Below are 15,828 nucleotides of genomic sequence, written 5' to 3'. Positions count from 1 at the left end.
ATCATTCTTTTTCATGGGGGCGCAGCGGCATGGGTTTTGACGAGGACTGGGCCGGCATCCGGTCCGGCGTGACCGAACAAGCCCCCGTCGGAACGCGGTTGAACCAGCTGGACGGCGGCGGTGGCGGCGGCGGGACGTCCGGCGGGCCGCCCAGTCTCGCTACCGCACCAGCAAAGAAGAAGGCCGCGGCAAACACCATCGAGAACGAGCTGGAACCGGACACGGCCAAGGCCGCCAAGGTGGCCGACGCCGCCACGACCGCAGCCGTCGGCGGCTTCGAGGGCTGGGCGACCGCGGCCGGCCTGAAGACGGTCGAGACCACCTGGGACAGCCAGGTGAAGAACCTCCTCGCCCGGCTCGCCTCCGAGAAGACCGCCCTGCGCAGCACCGCGGTCTCGTTCAGCCAGCAGGAGCTCGACACCCGTGCCCGTATCGCCGGGGTCGGGCCGACCTCGCGCATCGAGCAGTACTGAGGGGGCGGACGTACATGCTGACGTACTCCGAGATCATGACGACCGACCTGGGCAAGCTCGCCACCACCGCCGACAAGTGGACCGAGATGGCGGGCGACCTGCACAAGGTGGAGGAGCGCTACCGCGACAGCGTCGAATCGCTGACGACCTCCCAGGCCTGGCTGGGCGTCAGCGCGACCGCCGCGCAGACCAACTTCGCGGCCACCCGCTACGAGTACCAGGCGGCCCAGACCCAGGCGAAGGCCACCGCGACGGTGCTGCGCAACGCCCACGAGCAGTTCACCGAGCTGAAGAAGCAGCTGGAGAACGCCCGCGCCGATGCCATCAAGGCCGGGATGAAGGTGTCCGAGCAGGGCAGGGTCGCCTACGACTACGAGCGGCTCTCGCCGAGCGAGCGCAGCGCCCTGCACCACGACCCCGACGGCGCCAAGAGCGTCCGGGAGGCCGAGACGGCCTGGACCGAGCACCTCGACGGCTGCGTCAAGGCCTTCGACCTCGCCGACCAGGACCTGAAGAAGGACCTGGAGGCCGTGGTCAAGGACGGCTACGGCAACAAGAACGACGCCACGGTCGGCTCCGGGTTCAACGGCGACGCGGGCAAGGTCGCCGCGGCCGATGACAAGGCCAAGGACGACCGGATGAACCTGGCCTGGCTGAAGATGAAGGACAACGAGACGCTCGACGACTACGTCCAGCGCCTCCAGCGGGACGGCATCGCGAAGCTCACCGGCAACGAGAAGCTGGCCGACCTGGTCGCCGGGTTCACCAAGGGCACCGTCACGGCGGGCGCGTTCGCGGGCGCCCTGACCGCGGCCGGCCTGTACTCGTACAAGCTGTCCAAGGCGATCCGGCCGCCGTTCGTCCACCCGACCGCCCCCGGCACCTTCCTGTCCAAGCACTTCAACATGCGGCTCGCGGGCGCCGCGCCCGGCAGCCTGCTCAGCAAGGTGCCGCCGGGTCTCGCGACCGCGCTGACCGGCTCGGACGAGGCCGCCATGCTCGGCGGGTTCATGCGCAACGGCGCCTTCTTCATGCCGACCGCCGCCGAGGCCAACCTGGTCAAGGTCGCGCAGAACGGCGGTCTCGCCAACGCCGCCAAGGCGGCCGGCTGGCTGCGGGGCGCCGGTGTCGTCGGCGGTGTGGCGGCCACCGCGTACGGCGTGGCCAACCTCGCCACGTACAACACGGACATGATCAAGGCCGACCCGGCGAAGTTCGCCTCGGACCTCACGGGAACGGCCTTCAGCGCCTCGATGACGGCGCTGACCGTGGCCCCGAACCCGGTCACCCTCGGCCTCGCCGTCGGCACCGGCGTGGCCTACGGAGCCGCACTGATCTGGGACAACCACGAGGCCATCGGGAAGGGTATCGAGCAGGCCGGGGACTGGATCGGCGACAAGGCGTCCGACGTGGGTTCCGGGATCGCGAGCGGAGCGAAGAAACTGGGCAGTGCCCTGAATCCCTTCGACTGACCCGACTGACCCGACTGACCCAGCCGCGAGACCGCGAGATCCCTGAGACCGAAGAGGAATCCGTTCATGCACACCCAGGTCAGCCCGTTCGAACTCCAGGCATGGAAGGAGGGGAACCGGCACAACTACAGCGCGGGCTGGAAGGGTGTCTCGCCGGAGTTCGGCGAGATCACGCTGACGGCGCCCCTCCCCCGTACCAACCCCGAGACGCTCGTCTCGGAGGTACGCGGCGGGCGGCTCCCGGTGGCCTCGTTCGAGGCCCGCGGCATGCACGCCGAGGGGCTCAAGCTGCCGACCCTGAACCGGTCCACGCTGCGGGTCGGCGACCGGATGGTGTACGTGGAACGGAACCGTTTCGGCGCCACACTCGAACAGCGGGCCCTGTCGATGAAGTACGCGGGCGACCGCTACCGGCTCACGGCCCTCGACAAGAACGCCTACGTCCTGACCCGCGAGCCCGACGACGAGGACCCCGGGGTCCGGATCACCGTCCGCGAGTCCGGGCGCGGCAAGAACCGCCGGCTCTCCGTGCGGGTGGACGGGCGCGCGGAGGGCGGGGACCTGGCCCTCGGGCTGATCTTCGCGGGCGTCGACCGCGCCGTCCTGACACGGGTCGGCGCGGTGAAGGCGGGCATCTCCCGCGCGACCCACTTCTGGACCGAGGCGACGTACTGAGCCCGCCCGCCCTCGCCGCCCTCCCCTCCCCCTCACATGAACTCCACCCACCCGCCCTACCCGAGTGAGCGACACATGCCTTCCTTCGACGTGACCCGATCCCGTTTCCGGCTGGCCGACGACGAGGTCTTCGTCCTCGCCCAGCTGGCGACCGGTCAGCCGGTCCCGGAGTCCATGGCGCCCGCCGAGGCGCGGCTCCGGGGCGCCGGGCTCATGAACGGGGCCGGGGAGCTCTCCACGCTCCTGCTGCCCCTGGCACAGACCCTCGTCAACCCCTCCGTGATCGTCTCCCTGGAGGCGGGCGGCCGGCAGGGCACCCTGCACCACGGTCTGCTCATCGGCGACGACCACGTCGTCTGCCACGAGACCTGGCCGGGCGAGGAGGAGGCGGTCTACCGGCTCGTCGAGCCGCGGACCGTGGTGTGGACGCTGGCCGACCTGATCGCCCTGCGCCAGTCGGACGCGGCGGGCGCCGGCCAGGCCGAGGAGGTCGTCGAGACGACCGTCGGCGTCCTCGAAGCGGGCCTCCAGGCCCTGGAGAAGGCCGCGTCGACGCCCGGCGCGGACGAGCGGTCCCTCGTCGTCGAGGCGCTGCGGGCGGCCGGAGCGGCCGAGGTCACCGCCACGCGGCTCTCGCAGCTGATCGTGGAGGTGCGTTCCAACTGGCGGATGACCGCGGCCTGGCAGGGCCGCCAGGACGGGGTGCCGGGTGTGACCGCCCGCGCGGTCGCCGCCTGGGACTGCGGACCGCTCGGCTACTGGCTGCGGGAGCTGCCGGCCGAGCCGATGGCGGAGGGCGGGGCGTCGGCGGGCAGCCCGTTCCGGCTGCGCCGCGTCGCCCCGAAGCGGATCTGGCAGGAGCTGACCGGTCTGCTCCCGGACGACTCGGAGATCGTACGGCGGGAGACCCCGGCGCAGCCGTAGTGAGCCTGCGTGGCGGAGCTCGTACGAGGGAAGGCACCGGACCCGCGTCGGCGGGGCCGTATGTGGGGCCGGGCCCGGTCCGGGCCCGGGTCCAGGCTCCTGTGACTCCCGTGCTCTCAGCCCCGCTTCGGCGGCGCGATCCCCAGGACCCGGTCCTTCAGCGCCGGGAACTGCTCGCGGGTGGTCGTGACCTTCGCCGGGTCCAGGACCACCCGGAGGATCTCCTCGTCCGGGCCGGCCTCGGCGACGGTCTCGCCCCAGGGGTCGACGACGATCGAGTGGCCGGCCTGCTCCACGCCCGCGTGTGTGCCCGCCGTACCGCAGGCGAGGACGTACGCCTGGTTCTCGACGGCGCGGGCCCGGGCGAGCAGGCTCCAGTGCGCGCGGCGGCGGGCGGGCCAGCCCGCCGGGACGACGAAGGCCTGGGCGCCCGCGTCGACGAGCCCGCGGAACAGCTCGGGGAAGCGCAGGTCGTAGCAGGTGCCGACGCCGACGGTGAGGTGCGGCAGGTCGACGGTGACCAGGTCCTCCCCGGCGGCCATCATCACCGCCTCGCCCTTGTCGAAGCCGAAGCGGTGGATCTTCCGGTAGGAGGCGGCGAGTTCGCCGTCGGGGGAGAGGACGAGCGAGGTGTTGTACAGCGCTCCGCCCTCCGCCTCGACGAACGAACCGGCGTGCAGCCAGACCCCGGCGTCGCGCGCGGCGGCGGCCATCGCGCGGTGGGTGGGGCCGTTCAGCGGCTCGGACTCGGCGGCGAAGGACTCGTACGCGAAGGCCCCCATGGGCCACAGTTCCGGCAGGACGACGAGGTCGGAGCGGCCGGATTCCTCCCGTACGAGACGGGCCACGCGGGCCCTCCTGGCGTCGACCGGTTCGTCCGGGTCTACCGCGATCTGGATCAGCGAGGCGCGCACACTACCACCGTCCTGGCATTCGAGCCGTCAACACCGGCCTACGATCGTCACACGAAAGCACTGCCGGGGTGCCTTCGGGCAGCGTAACTTAGCGTCCGAGCCTCCCACCCAGTCGTGTTTTCAGCCCGCGCACCGAAGAACCGCCGAGGGGTCCCGTGACCGTCCATCCCAGCCTCCAGAACTACGCCGACGCCTGGACCCACTCCATCGAGGCGATAGCCGAGCTGGTGCAGCCGCTCGTGGAGGGCGAGTGGAACCGGCCCACACCGTGCCCCGGCTGGTCGGTGCGGGACATCGTGTCCCATGTGATCGGCATGGAGACCGAGATGCTCGGCGACCCGCGCCCGATCCACTCCCTGCCGCGCGATCTCTACCACGTACGCAGTGACTTCGCGCGCTACATGGAGGTCCAGGTCGATGTGCGGAGGCACCACACCGCGCCGGAGATGACCTCGGAGCTGGAGTACATCCTGATCCGCCGGGCCCGGCAGCTCCGCAACGAGAACCGCTCCCCCGAGCACCTGATCCGCGCCCCCCTCGGCGCCGAGCAGTCGCTGGAACTGGCTTACCGGATGCGGGCCTTCGACGTGTGGGTGCACGAGCAGGACCTGCGGGTCGCGCTCGGCGTGCCGGGCAACCTGGACTCGGCGGGTGCGCACGTGACGCGTGACGTGCTCCTGGAGGCCCTGCCGAAGGTCATCGCCAAGGACGCGGGGGCGCCCGCCTCCTCGGCCGTGGTCGTCGACGTCAGCGGTCCGGTCGAGTTCCTGCGGACGGTGCGGGTCGACGCGGAGGGCAGGGGTTCCATCGACGGCGCGCCCTCGCTGGGTCCCGCGGTGACGCTCGCGACGGACTGGGAGACGTTCGTGCGGCTCGCCTGCGGCCGGGTCCGGCCGGCCGATGTGGCCGACCGGGTCAAGACGGAGGGCGACGAGGCGCTGGCGCGGGCCATCCTCGACAACCTGGCCGTGACTCCCCGCTGAGGCCCTACACGGGGACGTGTACGGCTTCCACGCGGCTGGCGACGAGCCGGTCCCGTTCCCTGCGGTGGGTACGTGCCTTGAGGCGCAGGATCTGCACGACGCCCAGGGCCTCCAGGACGAAGACCGACGAGAACGCGATCCGGTAGTTGTCGCCGGTCGCGTCGAGCAGCACGCCCACGGCGAGCAGCGTCGTCATCGAGGCCACGAAACCACCCATGTTGACGATGCCGGACGCGGTGCCCTGACGCTCCGGGGGGTTCGCCGGGCGGGCGAAGTCGAAGCCGATCATCGAGGCCGGTCCACAGGCGCCGAGGACCAGGCAGAGCGTGACGAGCAGCCACATCGGGGCGTGCGCGCCGGGGTACGCGAGGGTGGTCGCCCACAGCAGGGCGGTCGCGGCGACCGTGCCGAGGGCGAGCGGGACGCGGGCCGTGTGGTGGCGGGCGATGATCTGCCCGTACGCGAGGCCGACGACCATGTTCGACAGGACGACCAGGGTGAGCAGGGTCCCGGCGGTCGACCGGGACAGGCCCTGCGCCTCGACCAGGTACGGCAGTCCCCACAGGAGCAGGAAGACCATGGCGGGGAACTGGGTGGTGAAGTGCACCCACATGCCGAGCCGGGTGCCGGGTTCCCGCCAGGACTCGGCGATCTGACGGCGTACGAAGGCGGCGCCCGCGTGCGTGGCGGGCTGCGGTTCGTACCCCTCGGGGTGGTCCTTGAGGAAGAGCAGCAGCAGGACCAGGACGACGACGCCGGCGAGGGAGCTGCCGACGAAGGTGGTCGTCCAGCCGAGGCCGTGCAGGGCGCGGGCGATGAAGACGGTGGAGACGAGGTTGCCGGCCATCCCGAACAGCGCGGCGACCTGGCCGATGAGCGGGCCCCGGCGGGCCGGGAACCAGCGGCTGCCGAGCCGCAGGATGCTGATGAAGGTCATGGCGTCGCCGCAGCCGAGCAGCGCCCGGGAGGCGAGCGCGGTGCCGTACGAGGGGGAGAGCGCGAAGCCCAGCTGCCCGAGGGTGAAGAGGACGACGCCGAGGGCGAGGACCTTCTTGGTGCCGAGCCGGTCGACCATGAGGCCGACGGGTATCTGCATGCCCGCGTAGACGAGCAGCTGGAGTATGGAGAAGGTGGAGAGCGCGGAGGCGTTGACGTCGAAGCGGTCGGCGGCGTCGAGTCCGGCGACCCCGAGGGACGTACGGAAGATGACGGCGACGAAGTAGACGGCGACGCCGACGCCCCAGACGAGAGCGGCGCGGCGGCCACCGGGCGGGTCCCCGGGGAGGGTGACGGCGGAGCCGTAGGACTTGCTCACCGGTGGTCACCCCGGACCAGGACCTTGACCCAGCTGAGGTGCTGGCGGACGCAGTGCGCCGCGCCCTCGACGTCGCCGGCTCTTATGCGGTCGAGGATCTCGGCGTGCTCGGTGATGTTCTTGGCGACGCGGTCGGGCTGGGACTGCATCACGGCGACGCCCATCCGCAACTGACGGTCGCGGAGCTGGTCGTAGAGCCGGGAGAGGATCTGGTTGCCCGCGTGCTGCACGATCTCGGCGTGGAAGCACCGGTCGGTGACCGCCACCTCCGCCAGGTCCCCGGCCGCGGCCCGCAGCTTCTGCTCCTCCAGGAGCTCTTCGAGCCGCTCGATGAGGGAGGCGGGCGCGGGCACGGCCCGGCGGACGGCGAACTCCTCGACGAGCAGCCGGGTCTCGACGACATCGGCGATCTCCTGCGCGGAGACGGCGAGGACGAGAGCGCCCTTCTTCGGGTAGAGCTTCAGCAGCCCTTCCATCTCCAGCTTGAGCAGCGCCTCACGGACGGGCGTCCGTGACACCCCTACGGCGAGGGCGAGTTCGCCCTCGGTGAGGAGGGTGCCTCCCTCGTAGCGCCGGTCGAGTACGGCCTGCTTGACGTGCATGTAGACACGGTCGGCTGCGGGGGGTGCGGATGCCATGAACACAGCATAGATACAACAGAGGTGCAACAGAGAGCCCCGTCCACATCGTGGACGGGGCTTCATGTTTCACGTGAAACGGACGAACAGGTCAGCCCCAGCTGATCAGGCGCTTCGGCTGCTCCAGGATCGCGGCGACGTCCGCCAGGAACTTGGAGCCGAGCTCGCCGTCGACCAGTCGGTGGTCGAAGGAGAGGGCCAGCGTGGTGACCTGACGGGGCTTCACCTTGCCCTTGTGGACCCACGGCTGGAGCTTGATCGCACCGACCGCGAGGATCGCGGACTCGCCGGGGTTCAGAATGGGCGTACCGGTGTCGACGCCGAAGACGCCGACGTTGGTGATGGTGAAGGTGCCGCCCTGCATCGCCGCCGGGGTGGTCTTCCCGTCGCGGGCGGTGGAGATCAGCTCGCTCAGCGACGCCGAGAGCTCGGGCAGGGTCTGCGCGTGCGCGTCCTTGATGTTCGGCACGAGCAGACCGCGCGGGGTGGCCGCGGCGATGCCCAGGTTCACGTAGTGCTTGAGGACGATCTCCTGCGCCGCCTCGTCCCAGGCCGCGTTGATCTCCGGGTTGCGCCGGACGGCGAGCAGGACGGCCTTGGCGATGAGGAGCAGCGGGTTGACCCGCAGGCCCGCCATGTCCGTACCGGACTTGAGCTCCTCGACCAGCTTCATCGTGCGCGTGATGTCGAAGGTCACGAACTCGGTGACGTGCGGGGCGGTGAAGGCCGAACCGACCATCGCCGCCGCCGTGGCCTTCCGTACGCCCTTGACCGGGATACGGGTCTCCCGGGCGTCGGTCGACACGAGGGGAGCGGCCTGAACGGCCGCCGGGGCGGCCACGGGCTGGGCCACGGGCGTCGGGGCCGGGGCCTCGACGGCCGGCGCGGGCGCCGGAGCGGCCGCCGCGTGGACGTCCTCGCGGGTGATGATGCCGTCCGGGCCGGTCGGGGTGACCGACGCCAGGTCGACGCCGAGGTCCTTCGCGAGCTTCCGGACCGGCGGCTTGGCCAGCGGTCGCCCGGCACCCGGCCCGTGCCCGTTGAGCTGCTCCGGTACGGAGACGGCGGCGGGCGCCACGGGTGCGGCGGCGGGCGCCACAGGTGCGGCGGCGGCCGGGACCGTGCCCGTCGACCCCTTGCGCGCACGGCGCTTGGTGGAGCTGGCGGCCACGCCGTAACCGACGAGGACGGGCTGGCGGCCCTTCGGCTCCCCGTCCGCCTCGACCGGCGCGGGTGCGGGTGCGGCTGCGGGTGCGGCTGCGGCTGCGGCTGCCGGAGCGGCCTCGGCCGCCGGGGCTTCGGTGGCCTCGCCGCCGACGTTCACCGAGATGATGACCTGGCCGACGTCGACCGTCGTCCCCTCGGGGAAGCACAGCTCGTGGACCGTGCCGTCGAAGGGGATCGGCAGCTCGACCGCGGCCTTCGCCGTCTCCACCTCGCACACGACCTGCCCGTCGGTGACCGTGTCACCGGGCTGGACGTACCACTTGAGGATCTCGGCCTCGGTCAGGCCCTCGCCCACGTCGGGCATCTTGAATTCGTGGATCGTCACGGTGCTCTCCTCAGTACGCCAGCGAGCGGTCGACGGCGTCGAGCACGCGATCGAGACCCGGCAGGTACTCCTCCTCCAGGCGCGCCGGCGGGTACGGCGCGTGGTAGCCGCCGACCCGCAGGACGGGGGCCTCCAGGTGGTAGAAGCAACGCTCGGTGATCCGGGCGGCGATCTCCGCGCCGGAGCCGAAGAAGACGGGCGCCTCGTGGACCACGACCAGGCGGCGGGTCTTCTCGACCGAGGCCTGGATGGTGTCGAAGTCGAGCGGCGAGATGGAGCGCAGGTCCACGACCTCGACCGACTTGCCCTCCTCGGCGGCGACGGCGGCCGCCTCCAGGCAGGTCTTCACCATCGGACCGTAGGCGGCGAGGGTGAGGTCCGTGCCCTCGCGGGCGACGCGGGCCTTGTGCAGCTCGCCGGGGAAGGCCTCGGTGTCGACCTCTCCCTTGTCCCAGTAGCGGCGCTTGGGCTCGAAGAAGATGACCGGGTCGTCGCTCTGGATCGCCTGCTGAAGCATCCAGTAGGCGTCGGAGGAGTTCGCCGGGGTGACGACCTTGAGGCCCGCGACGTGCGCGAAGAGCGACTCGGGGGACTCGGAGTGGTGCTCGACCGCACCGATGCCGCCGCCGTACGGGATACGGATGACGACCGGCATCTTCACCGTGCCGAGCGAACGGGCCCGCATCTTCGCCAGCTGGGTGACGATCTGGTCGTACGCCGGGAAGACGAAGCCGTCGAACTGGATCTCCACGACCGGCCGGTAGCCGCGCAGGGCGAGGCCGATCGCAGTGCCGACGATGCCGGACTCGGCGAGCGGGGTGTCGACGACCCGGTCCTCGCCGAAGTCCTTCTGCAGGCCGTCGGTGATCCGGAAGACACCGCCGAGCTTGCCGACGTCCAGGCCCATGATGACGACCTTGGGGTCGGTCTCCAGGGCCTTGCGCAGCGACTCGTTGAGCGCCTTCGCGAGAGGAAGATTCTGAACAGCCATGATTACTCGCCCTCTCCGGCCGCGAAGGACGCCTGGTAGGCGGCGAACTGCGCGCGCTCCTCGTCGACGAGCGCGTGCCCGTCCGCGTACGTGTGGTCGAAGATCGCCATGTGCTCCGGGACGGGCATGGCGCGGACGGCCTCGCGGACGCTCTTGCCGAGCGCCTCGCTCTCCGCCTCCAGCTCCTCGAAGAAGGCCGCGTCGGCGTGGCCCTCGTTCTCCAGGTACGTCTTGAGACGCAGGATCGGGTCCTTCGCCTCCCACTCCGCGCGCTCCGCGTCACGGCGGTAGCGCGTGGGGTCGTCGGAGGTGGTGTGGGCACCCATGCGGTAGGTGAACGCCTCGACGAGGGTCGGGCCCTCGCCGCGGCGGGCACGCTCGAGGGCCGAACGGGTCACGGCCAGACAGGCCAGGACGTCGTTGCCGTCGACGCGGACACCGGGGAAGCCGAAGCCACTGGCCCGCTGGTAGAGCGGGACGCGCGTCTGCTTCTCGATGGGCTCGGAAATGGCCCACTGGTTGTTCTGGCAGAAGAACACGACGGGGGCGTTGTAGACCGCGGAGAAGACGAACGACTCGTTGACGTCACCCTGGCTGGACGCGCCGTCACCGAAGTACGCGAGCACGGCGGAATCCGCGCCGTCCTTGGCGATACCCATGGCATAGCCGGTGGCGTGCAGGGTCTGCGAACCGAGAACGATCGTGTACAGGTGGAAATTGTTGCTGCTGGGATCCCAGCCACCGTGGTTCACACCGCGGAACATTCCCAGCAGATTCGTCGGGTCGACGCCCCGGACCCACGCGACACCGTGTTCGCGATAGGTGGGGAAGACGTAGTCGTCGTCCCGCAGGGCCCGGCCGGAACCGATCTGGGCCGCCTCCTGGCCGAGCAGCGAGGCCCACAGGCCCAGCTCGCCCTGCCGCTGCAGCGAGGTCGCCTCGGCGTCGAAGCGACGGGTGAGGACCATGTCGCGGTAGAGACCGCGCAGCTCCTCGGCGCTCAGGTCGATGTCGTAGTCGGGGTGCTGGACGCGCTCTCCCTCGGGCGTCAGCAGCTGGACGAGCTCGGGCTCTGTGCCCTGCGCTGCCGATGCCTTCTTTGCGCTCGCGGCGCTGGTGGTGCGCTTGGCGCCGCTGCTGCGTCGCGTCGTCTTGCGCGCGGCAGTGCTCTCCACGGTCACGTGCGTGCTCCTCCGTCGGTCCGGCCTCCGGGTTCGCCGGTAAGCCAGTGCGGCTCCGCCTTATCCGTACCCTTCGCACGGGGTGGGTGCGACGCGGCCGGAGTCGGGCGTGACAGGTGCCCCGGCGAGCGCCGTCATAGGCACGTTACCCATAGTGCGGCATTCCCGCGAAACCCCACTTGACCTGCGATTTTGCTTGGATTTCCAAGTAAATCGAGAAAAGGGGACTCGCTGCTGGTCAGCGCATGGACAACGGCCCGACGCCGTCGTCGGAACATCCGGCACGTTATCCCGCGCACCCCGGGCGCGGGAAGAGCCAATATGTGAGACTGACCGCGTGCGCGAAGAAGGAAAAATCCGGGTATTTCTGCTGGACGACCACGAAGTCGTCCGGCGCGGCGTCCACGAGCTGCTCTCCGTGGAGGACGACATCGAGGTGGTCGGGGAGGCCGGGACGGCGGCGGACGCGCTGGTCAGGATCCCCGCGACCCGCCCCGACGTCGCCGTGCTCGACGTCCGACTGCCGGACGGCAGCGGGGTCGAGGTGTGCCGTGAGATCCGTTCGCAGGACGAGTCCATCAAGTGCCTGATGCTCACGTCGTACGCGGACGACGAGGCGCTCTTCGACGCGATCATGGCCGGGGCCTCGGGTTATGTCCTCAAGGCCATCCGCGGCAACGAACTCCTGAACGCGGTACGGGACGTGGCGGCCGGCAAGTCGCTGCTCGACCCGGTGGCGACCGCCCGCGTCCTGGAGCGGCTGCGCGACGGCAACAATCCGAAGGGTGACGACAAGCTCGCCAACCTGACGGAGCAGGAGCGCAGGATCCTCGACCTGATCGGCGAGGGCCTGACCAACCGGGTCATCGGCGAGCGGCTCCACCTCGCGGAGAAGACCATCAAGAACTATGTCTCCAGCCTGCTGTCGAAGCTGGGCATGGAGCGGCGCTCGCAGGCCGCCGCGTACGTGGCGCGGCTCCAGGCGGAGCGCCACTGACGCACGTCGGGGCCGGGGGCCGGGCCTGCCGGTCCGGGCCCCTCACCCGTGCGGGGCAGAGCGCCGCGGGCGGCCCCGATTCGGGACCTACGTCCCCCTGAAAGCGGGGCAGGGGCCCCTTTTTCGACAGGGTGCCGGTGGCGGAGAGTGGATGCCATGTCCACCGACGAGATCCGCGCCATCGAGTTGCTCAGCCGCGTGTCGTACGGCCGGGTGGCGACGAGCATGCGGGCGATGCCGTTCGTCGCCCCCGCCCGCCACATCGTGGCCGACGGCCGCGTCCTGATCCGGCTGCACCGGGGCCTCGGATACCACCGCGCCTGCAACGGCAGCGTCGTCGCCTACGGCGCGGACAACTTCAGCTCCGGGTCCGCGAACCTCTGGTCCGTGCAGTTCACCGGCACCGCCGAGATCGTCGAGCCGACCGCGGAGGAGCTCGTGGAGTTCGGTGCCGAGCCGGAGCTGGTGGACGGCGAGACCTTCGACCCGGTCTACATGCGGATCGAACCGCAGTTCGTGACGGTGCACGCGCTCGACTACGCGAGCGAGACCCCGGTGACCCGCCCCGCCCCCCACTCCGTCCGGCGACACCTCCACCACGTAGCGTGATCTAACATCTGGCGGGTGCCGCGCTCATCTGAAACGCTCACTCCACCGGCCGAACCGCCCGCCCCGCGGACCGGCGGTCGACCGGGCGCCACCCGTCCCGCCGGCGCCCCGCCCGTTCGTGCCACCGGCGCCCCGCCCACGCGACCGGCCGGCGCCCCGCCCGCCCGTCCCGTCGGCGCCCCGCCCGCCCCACCGGTCGGCGCCCTGCTCCGCCGCCACCGGCACGCCGGTGAACCCCTCTCCTGCGTGCCCGTCGCCGAGGGACTGCTCAACCGCGGCTTCCGGCTCTCCACCACCCGCGGCACCTACTTCCTCAAGCAGCACCTCGACGCCCCCACCGCCGACCGCGCCACCATCGTCCGCCAGCACCGCGCCACCCAGCGGCTGCACGCCCTCGGTCTGCCCGTCGCCCCGCCCCTGCACGACACCGCCGGCCGCACCGTCGCCGTCGTCGACGGCCACTGCTACGCCCTGCACCCCTGGATCGACGGCCGCCACCGCGACGGCACCCAGCTCTCCACCGGCTGCTCCCGGCGCCTCGGCACCCTCCTCGGGCAGGTCCACACCGCCCTGGACCGGGTCATGGAGCCCCCGGAGCCGGACGGGGCACCCGGGACCGCCGACGACGGCGGCCGTGCCAGCGCCGACCTCCAGGACACCTTCCGGGCCATCGACGAGCTGATCCGCCTGGCCCGCGCGCACCGCCCCCGCGACAGCTTCGACGCGCTCGCCGAGCACCGGCTCAGGGAGCGCCGCAGGCTCCTCGCCCAGCACGCCCACCACCGGCCGCCGCCCGCCGCGGCCGCCGGCTGGGTGCACGGCGACTTCCACCCGCTGAACCTGCTCTACCGGGGCGCCGAGCCCGCGGCGATCGTCGACTGGGACCGGCTCGGGGTCCGCCCGAGGGCCGAGGAGGCGGTCAGGGCCGCCGCCATCTTCTTCGTACGGCCCGGGGGTGAGCTGGCCCTGGAGAAGGTGCGGGCGTACGCGCGCGCGTACCGGCGGGCGACCGGCGCCGACCGCGCCGAGCTGGCGGCGGCCGCGCACCGGGTGTGGTGGGAGCGGCTCAACGACTTCTGGACCCTGCGCTGGCGCTACCAGCTGCACGACCGAAGGGCCGACCCGCAGTTCCCTGCGGTGTCGGCCCTGGCGGTCTGGTGGACCCGCGAGTACGAGGCGGTCAGCGACGCGTTCGCGGGGTGAGGCGGGGTCCGGACCGGGCGCGCCGGCCGGGAGTGCCGGCCGGGAGTCCGGACCGGGGGTGGGCCGGGGGCCCGAGCCGAGTCCCGTCAGCCGGTCTCGGTGCCGTCCGACGGTGGCGGGTCCGTGTTGTTGCCGCCCCCGGCGGGGTCGGTGGTCGTGCCGGTCGACGGCGTGTCCGTGGGCTCCGTCGGCGGATCCGTCGGCTCCGTCGGCTCGTCCGTGGGCTCCGTCGGCGGCTCGGTCGTCTTCGACGGCTCCGTCGTCGGCGGAGTCGTGGTCGGCGGCGGGGTCGTCGGGTCGTACGTGGTCGGCGGCGTCCACGGGGCCTCCGTGATGCCCCCGTCGGACGTGCCCGGGTCGGTCGACGGCTCCTCGGAGGGCTCCTCCGAGGGCGTCGGCTCCTCCGACTTCGTCGACGGCGAGGTGCTGACCGTCGGCGTCGGCGTGCCGCCCTTCTGGTTGCTCGTGTCGCCCGCCTTGTCCAGGGCGTAGACGACACCGGCGACGACCGCGACCAACGCGAGCGCGGCGAACAGCCAGATCTTGCCGCGGCGGCCGTTGCCACCGCCGTGCGAGCCGTAGGAACCGTCCTGGCCGTAGCCGCCGTTTCCGCCCGTACCGCCGTCGTAGCCGCCGTACCCGCCGTCCTCCGGGTTCATCGGGGGAAGGATCGGGCCCTGCGCGGTCTCGCCGTGCATGGGGTGGCCCATCGCGGTCGTCGCGGCCATGCCGCCGCCCGGGGTGTGACCGCCGTCGTGCATCTCGACCGGGCCGGTGTTCCACGTGCCGGTGTGGCCGCCGGCCTGCTGGAGCATCTGCAGGCCGTACTGGATGAGGCCGCGCATCTCCTCGGCGCTCTGGAACCGGTCGTCCGGGTCCTTCGCGAGCGAGCGCATCACCAGACCGTCGAGCTCCGGCGGCACGGACTGCGTGACGTCGGACGGCGGCACCGGCGCGTCCTGGACGTGCTGGTACACGACGGACAGGGGGGTCTCGCCGGTGAACGGGGGCCGCAGCGCGAGGAGCTCGTAGAGGAGGCAGCCCGTCGCGTACAGGTCGGAGCGGTGGTCGACGGCCTTGCCGAGCGCCTGCTCGGGGGAGAGGTACTGCGGGGTGCCCATGACCATGCCGGTCTGGGTCATCGTCGACTGCGCGCCGTGCAGGGCGCGGGCGATGCCGAAGTCCATGACCTTCACGGCGCCGCCGTGGGTGATGATCACGTTCGCCGGCTTGATGTCACGGTGCACGATGCCGTGCTGGTGCGAATAGGCCAGCGCCTCCAGGACTCCGGAGACGATGATGAGTGCCTGCTCGGGCCCGGGGGCCTCGGCACTGAGCAGCAGGTCGCGGATGGTGCGGCCCTCGACCAGCTCCATCACGATGTACGGCACGGGCCGGCCGGCCACGAGGTCCTCGCCGGAGTCGTAGACCGCGACGATGGCGTGGTGGTTGAGGCCGGCGACCGACTGCGCCTCGCGGGTGAAGCGGGCCTTGGAGACCGGGTCCTCGGCGAGATCGGCACGGAGGAGCTTGACCGCGACGGTACGGCCGAGCCGTACGTCCTCGGCCGCGAAGACCTCCGCCATGCCGCCGCGTCCCAGACGGTGCGTCAGGCGGTAGCGGCCGTCGCCGACGACGCCGCCGACGCCCCAGGACTCCGCCGAGGAGTCCGGCACACCGCCGCCTGCTCCGGATTCGGGTGCCATCAGTCCTCGCCGTCGTCTGTCGTGCCGTGTCCAGTCGTCACGCTACAGGCTCCGTACGACACCACGGTCCGAGATGGACCGGCCATCCAACCCCTTCCACGTACACCTGTGCAAATTCGACAGGATTCCTCCGCCCCCACGGAAACGGTTCGGAGAACCTTCCTGTGCGGAGGGTCACGGAACGGGCACCTGGCT

15 protein-coding genes are annotated in these 15,828 nt (G+C 71.5%); 8 read left to right on the top strand and 7 right to left on the bottom strand.

Annotated features, from left to right (window positions below):
- Nucleotides 1-29: 29 nt before the first annotated feature.
- The 4 genes from N5875_RS19980 (at nucleotide 30) to N5875_RS19965 (ending at nucleotide 3,544) form a co-directional block, all read left to right on the top strand.
- On the top strand, nucleotides 30-473 hold the full coding sequence (locus tag N5875_RS19980) for a hypothetical protein (RefSeq protein WP_318208189.1): 444 nt from the start codon (nucleotides 30-32) through the stop codon (nucleotides 471-473).
- A 14-nt stretch (nucleotides 474-487) separates the two neighbouring features.
- A complete protein-coding gene (locus N5875_RS19975; RefSeq protein WP_318208190.1) occupies nucleotides 488-1,945 on the top strand; it encodes a hypothetical protein in 1,458 nt (485 codons plus the stop codon).
- Between the two features lie 66 nt (nucleotides 1,946-2,011).
- Nucleotides 2,012-2,620, top strand: coding sequence for a hypothetical protein (locus N5875_RS19970; RefSeq protein ID WP_338495195.1), 609 nt, complete (start codon nucleotides 2,012-2,014; stop codon nucleotides 2,618-2,620).
- Nucleotides 2,621-2,695: 75 nt separating this feature from the next.
- Nucleotides 2,696-3,544, top strand: a complete 849-nt coding sequence (locus tag N5875_RS19965; RefSeq protein ID WP_318208192.1) for a histidine kinase — start codon at nucleotides 2,696-2,698, stop codon at nucleotides 3,542-3,544.
- Between the two features lie 116 nt (nucleotides 3,545-3,660).
- Here the strand turns inward: N5875_RS19965 and N5875_RS19960 are convergent, their stop codons facing one another.
- Nucleotides 3,661-4,458: a carbon-nitrogen family hydrolase gene (locus N5875_RS19960; RefSeq protein ID WP_318208193.1), complete on the bottom strand. Its 798-nt coding sequence runs from the start codon at nucleotides 4,456-4,458 to the stop codon at nucleotides 3,661-3,663.
- 155 nt (nucleotides 4,459-4,613) lie between these two features.
- Between N5875_RS19960 and N5875_RS19955 the strand changes: the two genes are divergently transcribed.
- Nucleotides 4,614-5,441, top strand: a complete 828-nt coding sequence (locus tag N5875_RS19955; protein WP_318208194.1) for a maleylpyruvate isomerase family mycothiol-dependent enzyme — start codon at nucleotides 4,614-4,616, stop codon at nucleotides 5,439-5,441.
- 4 nt (nucleotides 5,442-5,445) lie between these two features.
- On the opposite strand, the gene N5875_RS19950 is transcribed toward N5875_RS19955, so the two are convergent.
- The 5 genes from N5875_RS19950 to pdhA form a co-directional block, all read right to left on the bottom strand.
- The gene (locus N5875_RS19950; protein WP_318208195.1) at nucleotides 5,446-6,756 is read right to left on the bottom strand and encodes an MFS transporter; all 1,311 of its coding nucleotides are present in this window, start codon (nucleotides 6,754-6,756) and stop codon (nucleotides 5,446-5,448) included.
- Entirely contained in the window at nucleotides 6,753-7,394 is a 642-nt protein-coding gene (locus tag N5875_RS19945; RefSeq protein ID WP_338495193.1) for a GntR family transcriptional regulator, read from the bottom strand. The genes N5875_RS19950 and N5875_RS19945 overlap by 4 nt, the downstream gene beginning before the upstream one ends.
- A 91-nt stretch (nucleotides 7,395-7,485) precedes the next feature.
- Nucleotides 7,486-8,925: a dihydrolipoamide acetyltransferase family protein gene (locus tag N5875_RS19940; RefSeq protein WP_338499211.1), complete on the bottom strand. Its 1,440-nt coding sequence runs from the start codon at nucleotides 8,923-8,925 to the stop codon at nucleotides 7,486-7,488.
- A 31-nt stretch (nucleotides 8,926-8,956) separates the two neighbouring features.
- Nucleotides 8,957-9,937, bottom strand: a complete 981-nt coding sequence (locus tag N5875_RS19935) for an alpha-ketoacid dehydrogenase subunit beta (RefSeq protein WP_030555741.1) — start codon at nucleotides 9,935-9,937, stop codon at nucleotides 8,957-8,959.
- 2 nt (nucleotides 9,938-9,939) lie between these two features.
- The gene (gene pdhA / locus N5875_RS19930; RefSeq protein ID WP_318208197.1) at nucleotides 9,940-11,118 is read right to left on the bottom strand and encodes a pyruvate dehydrogenase (acetyl-transferring) E1 component subunit alpha; all 1,179 of its coding nucleotides are present in this window, start codon (nucleotides 11,116-11,118) and stop codon (nucleotides 9,940-9,942) included.
- Between the two features lie 337 nt (nucleotides 11,119-11,455).
- Here pdhA and N5875_RS19925 point away from each other — a divergent pair, with 337 nt between their 5' ends.
- The 3 genes from N5875_RS19925 (at nucleotide 11,456) to N5875_RS19915 (ending at nucleotide 13,927) form a co-directional block, all read left to right on the top strand.
- Nucleotides 11,456-12,115: a response regulator transcription factor gene (locus N5875_RS19925; RefSeq protein ID WP_318208198.1), complete on the top strand. Its 660-nt coding sequence runs from the start codon at nucleotides 11,456-11,458 to the stop codon at nucleotides 12,113-12,115.
- Nucleotides 12,116-12,271: 156 nt separating this feature from the next.
- Complete coding sequence (locus N5875_RS19920; RefSeq protein WP_338495190.1) at nucleotides 12,272-12,724, top strand: pyridoxamine 5'-phosphate oxidase family protein; 453 nt, start codon at nucleotides 12,272-12,274, stop codon at nucleotides 12,722-12,724.
- A gap of 204 nt (nucleotides 12,725-12,928) precedes the next feature.
- The gene (locus tag N5875_RS19915; RefSeq protein ID WP_338499209.1) at nucleotides 12,929-13,927 is read left to right on the top strand and encodes a phosphotransferase; all 999 of its coding nucleotides are present in this window, start codon (nucleotides 12,929-12,931) and stop codon (nucleotides 13,925-13,927) included.
- Nucleotides 13,928-14,013: 86 nt separating this feature from the next.
- On the opposite strand, the gene N5875_RS19910 is transcribed toward N5875_RS19915, so the two are convergent.
- Nucleotides 14,014-15,633, bottom strand: coding sequence for a protein kinase (locus N5875_RS19910; RefSeq protein ID WP_318208200.1), 1,620 nt, complete (start codon nucleotides 15,631-15,633; stop codon nucleotides 14,014-14,016).
- Nucleotides 15,634-15,828 lie beyond the last annotated feature (195 nt).

Source organism: Streptomyces sp. SJL17-4, from assembly GCF_036826855.1.
Lineage (GTDB): Bacteria > Actinomycetota > Actinomycetes > Streptomycetales > Streptomycetaceae > Streptomyces.
This window is presented reverse-complemented; position numbering and strand designations above follow the sequence as displayed.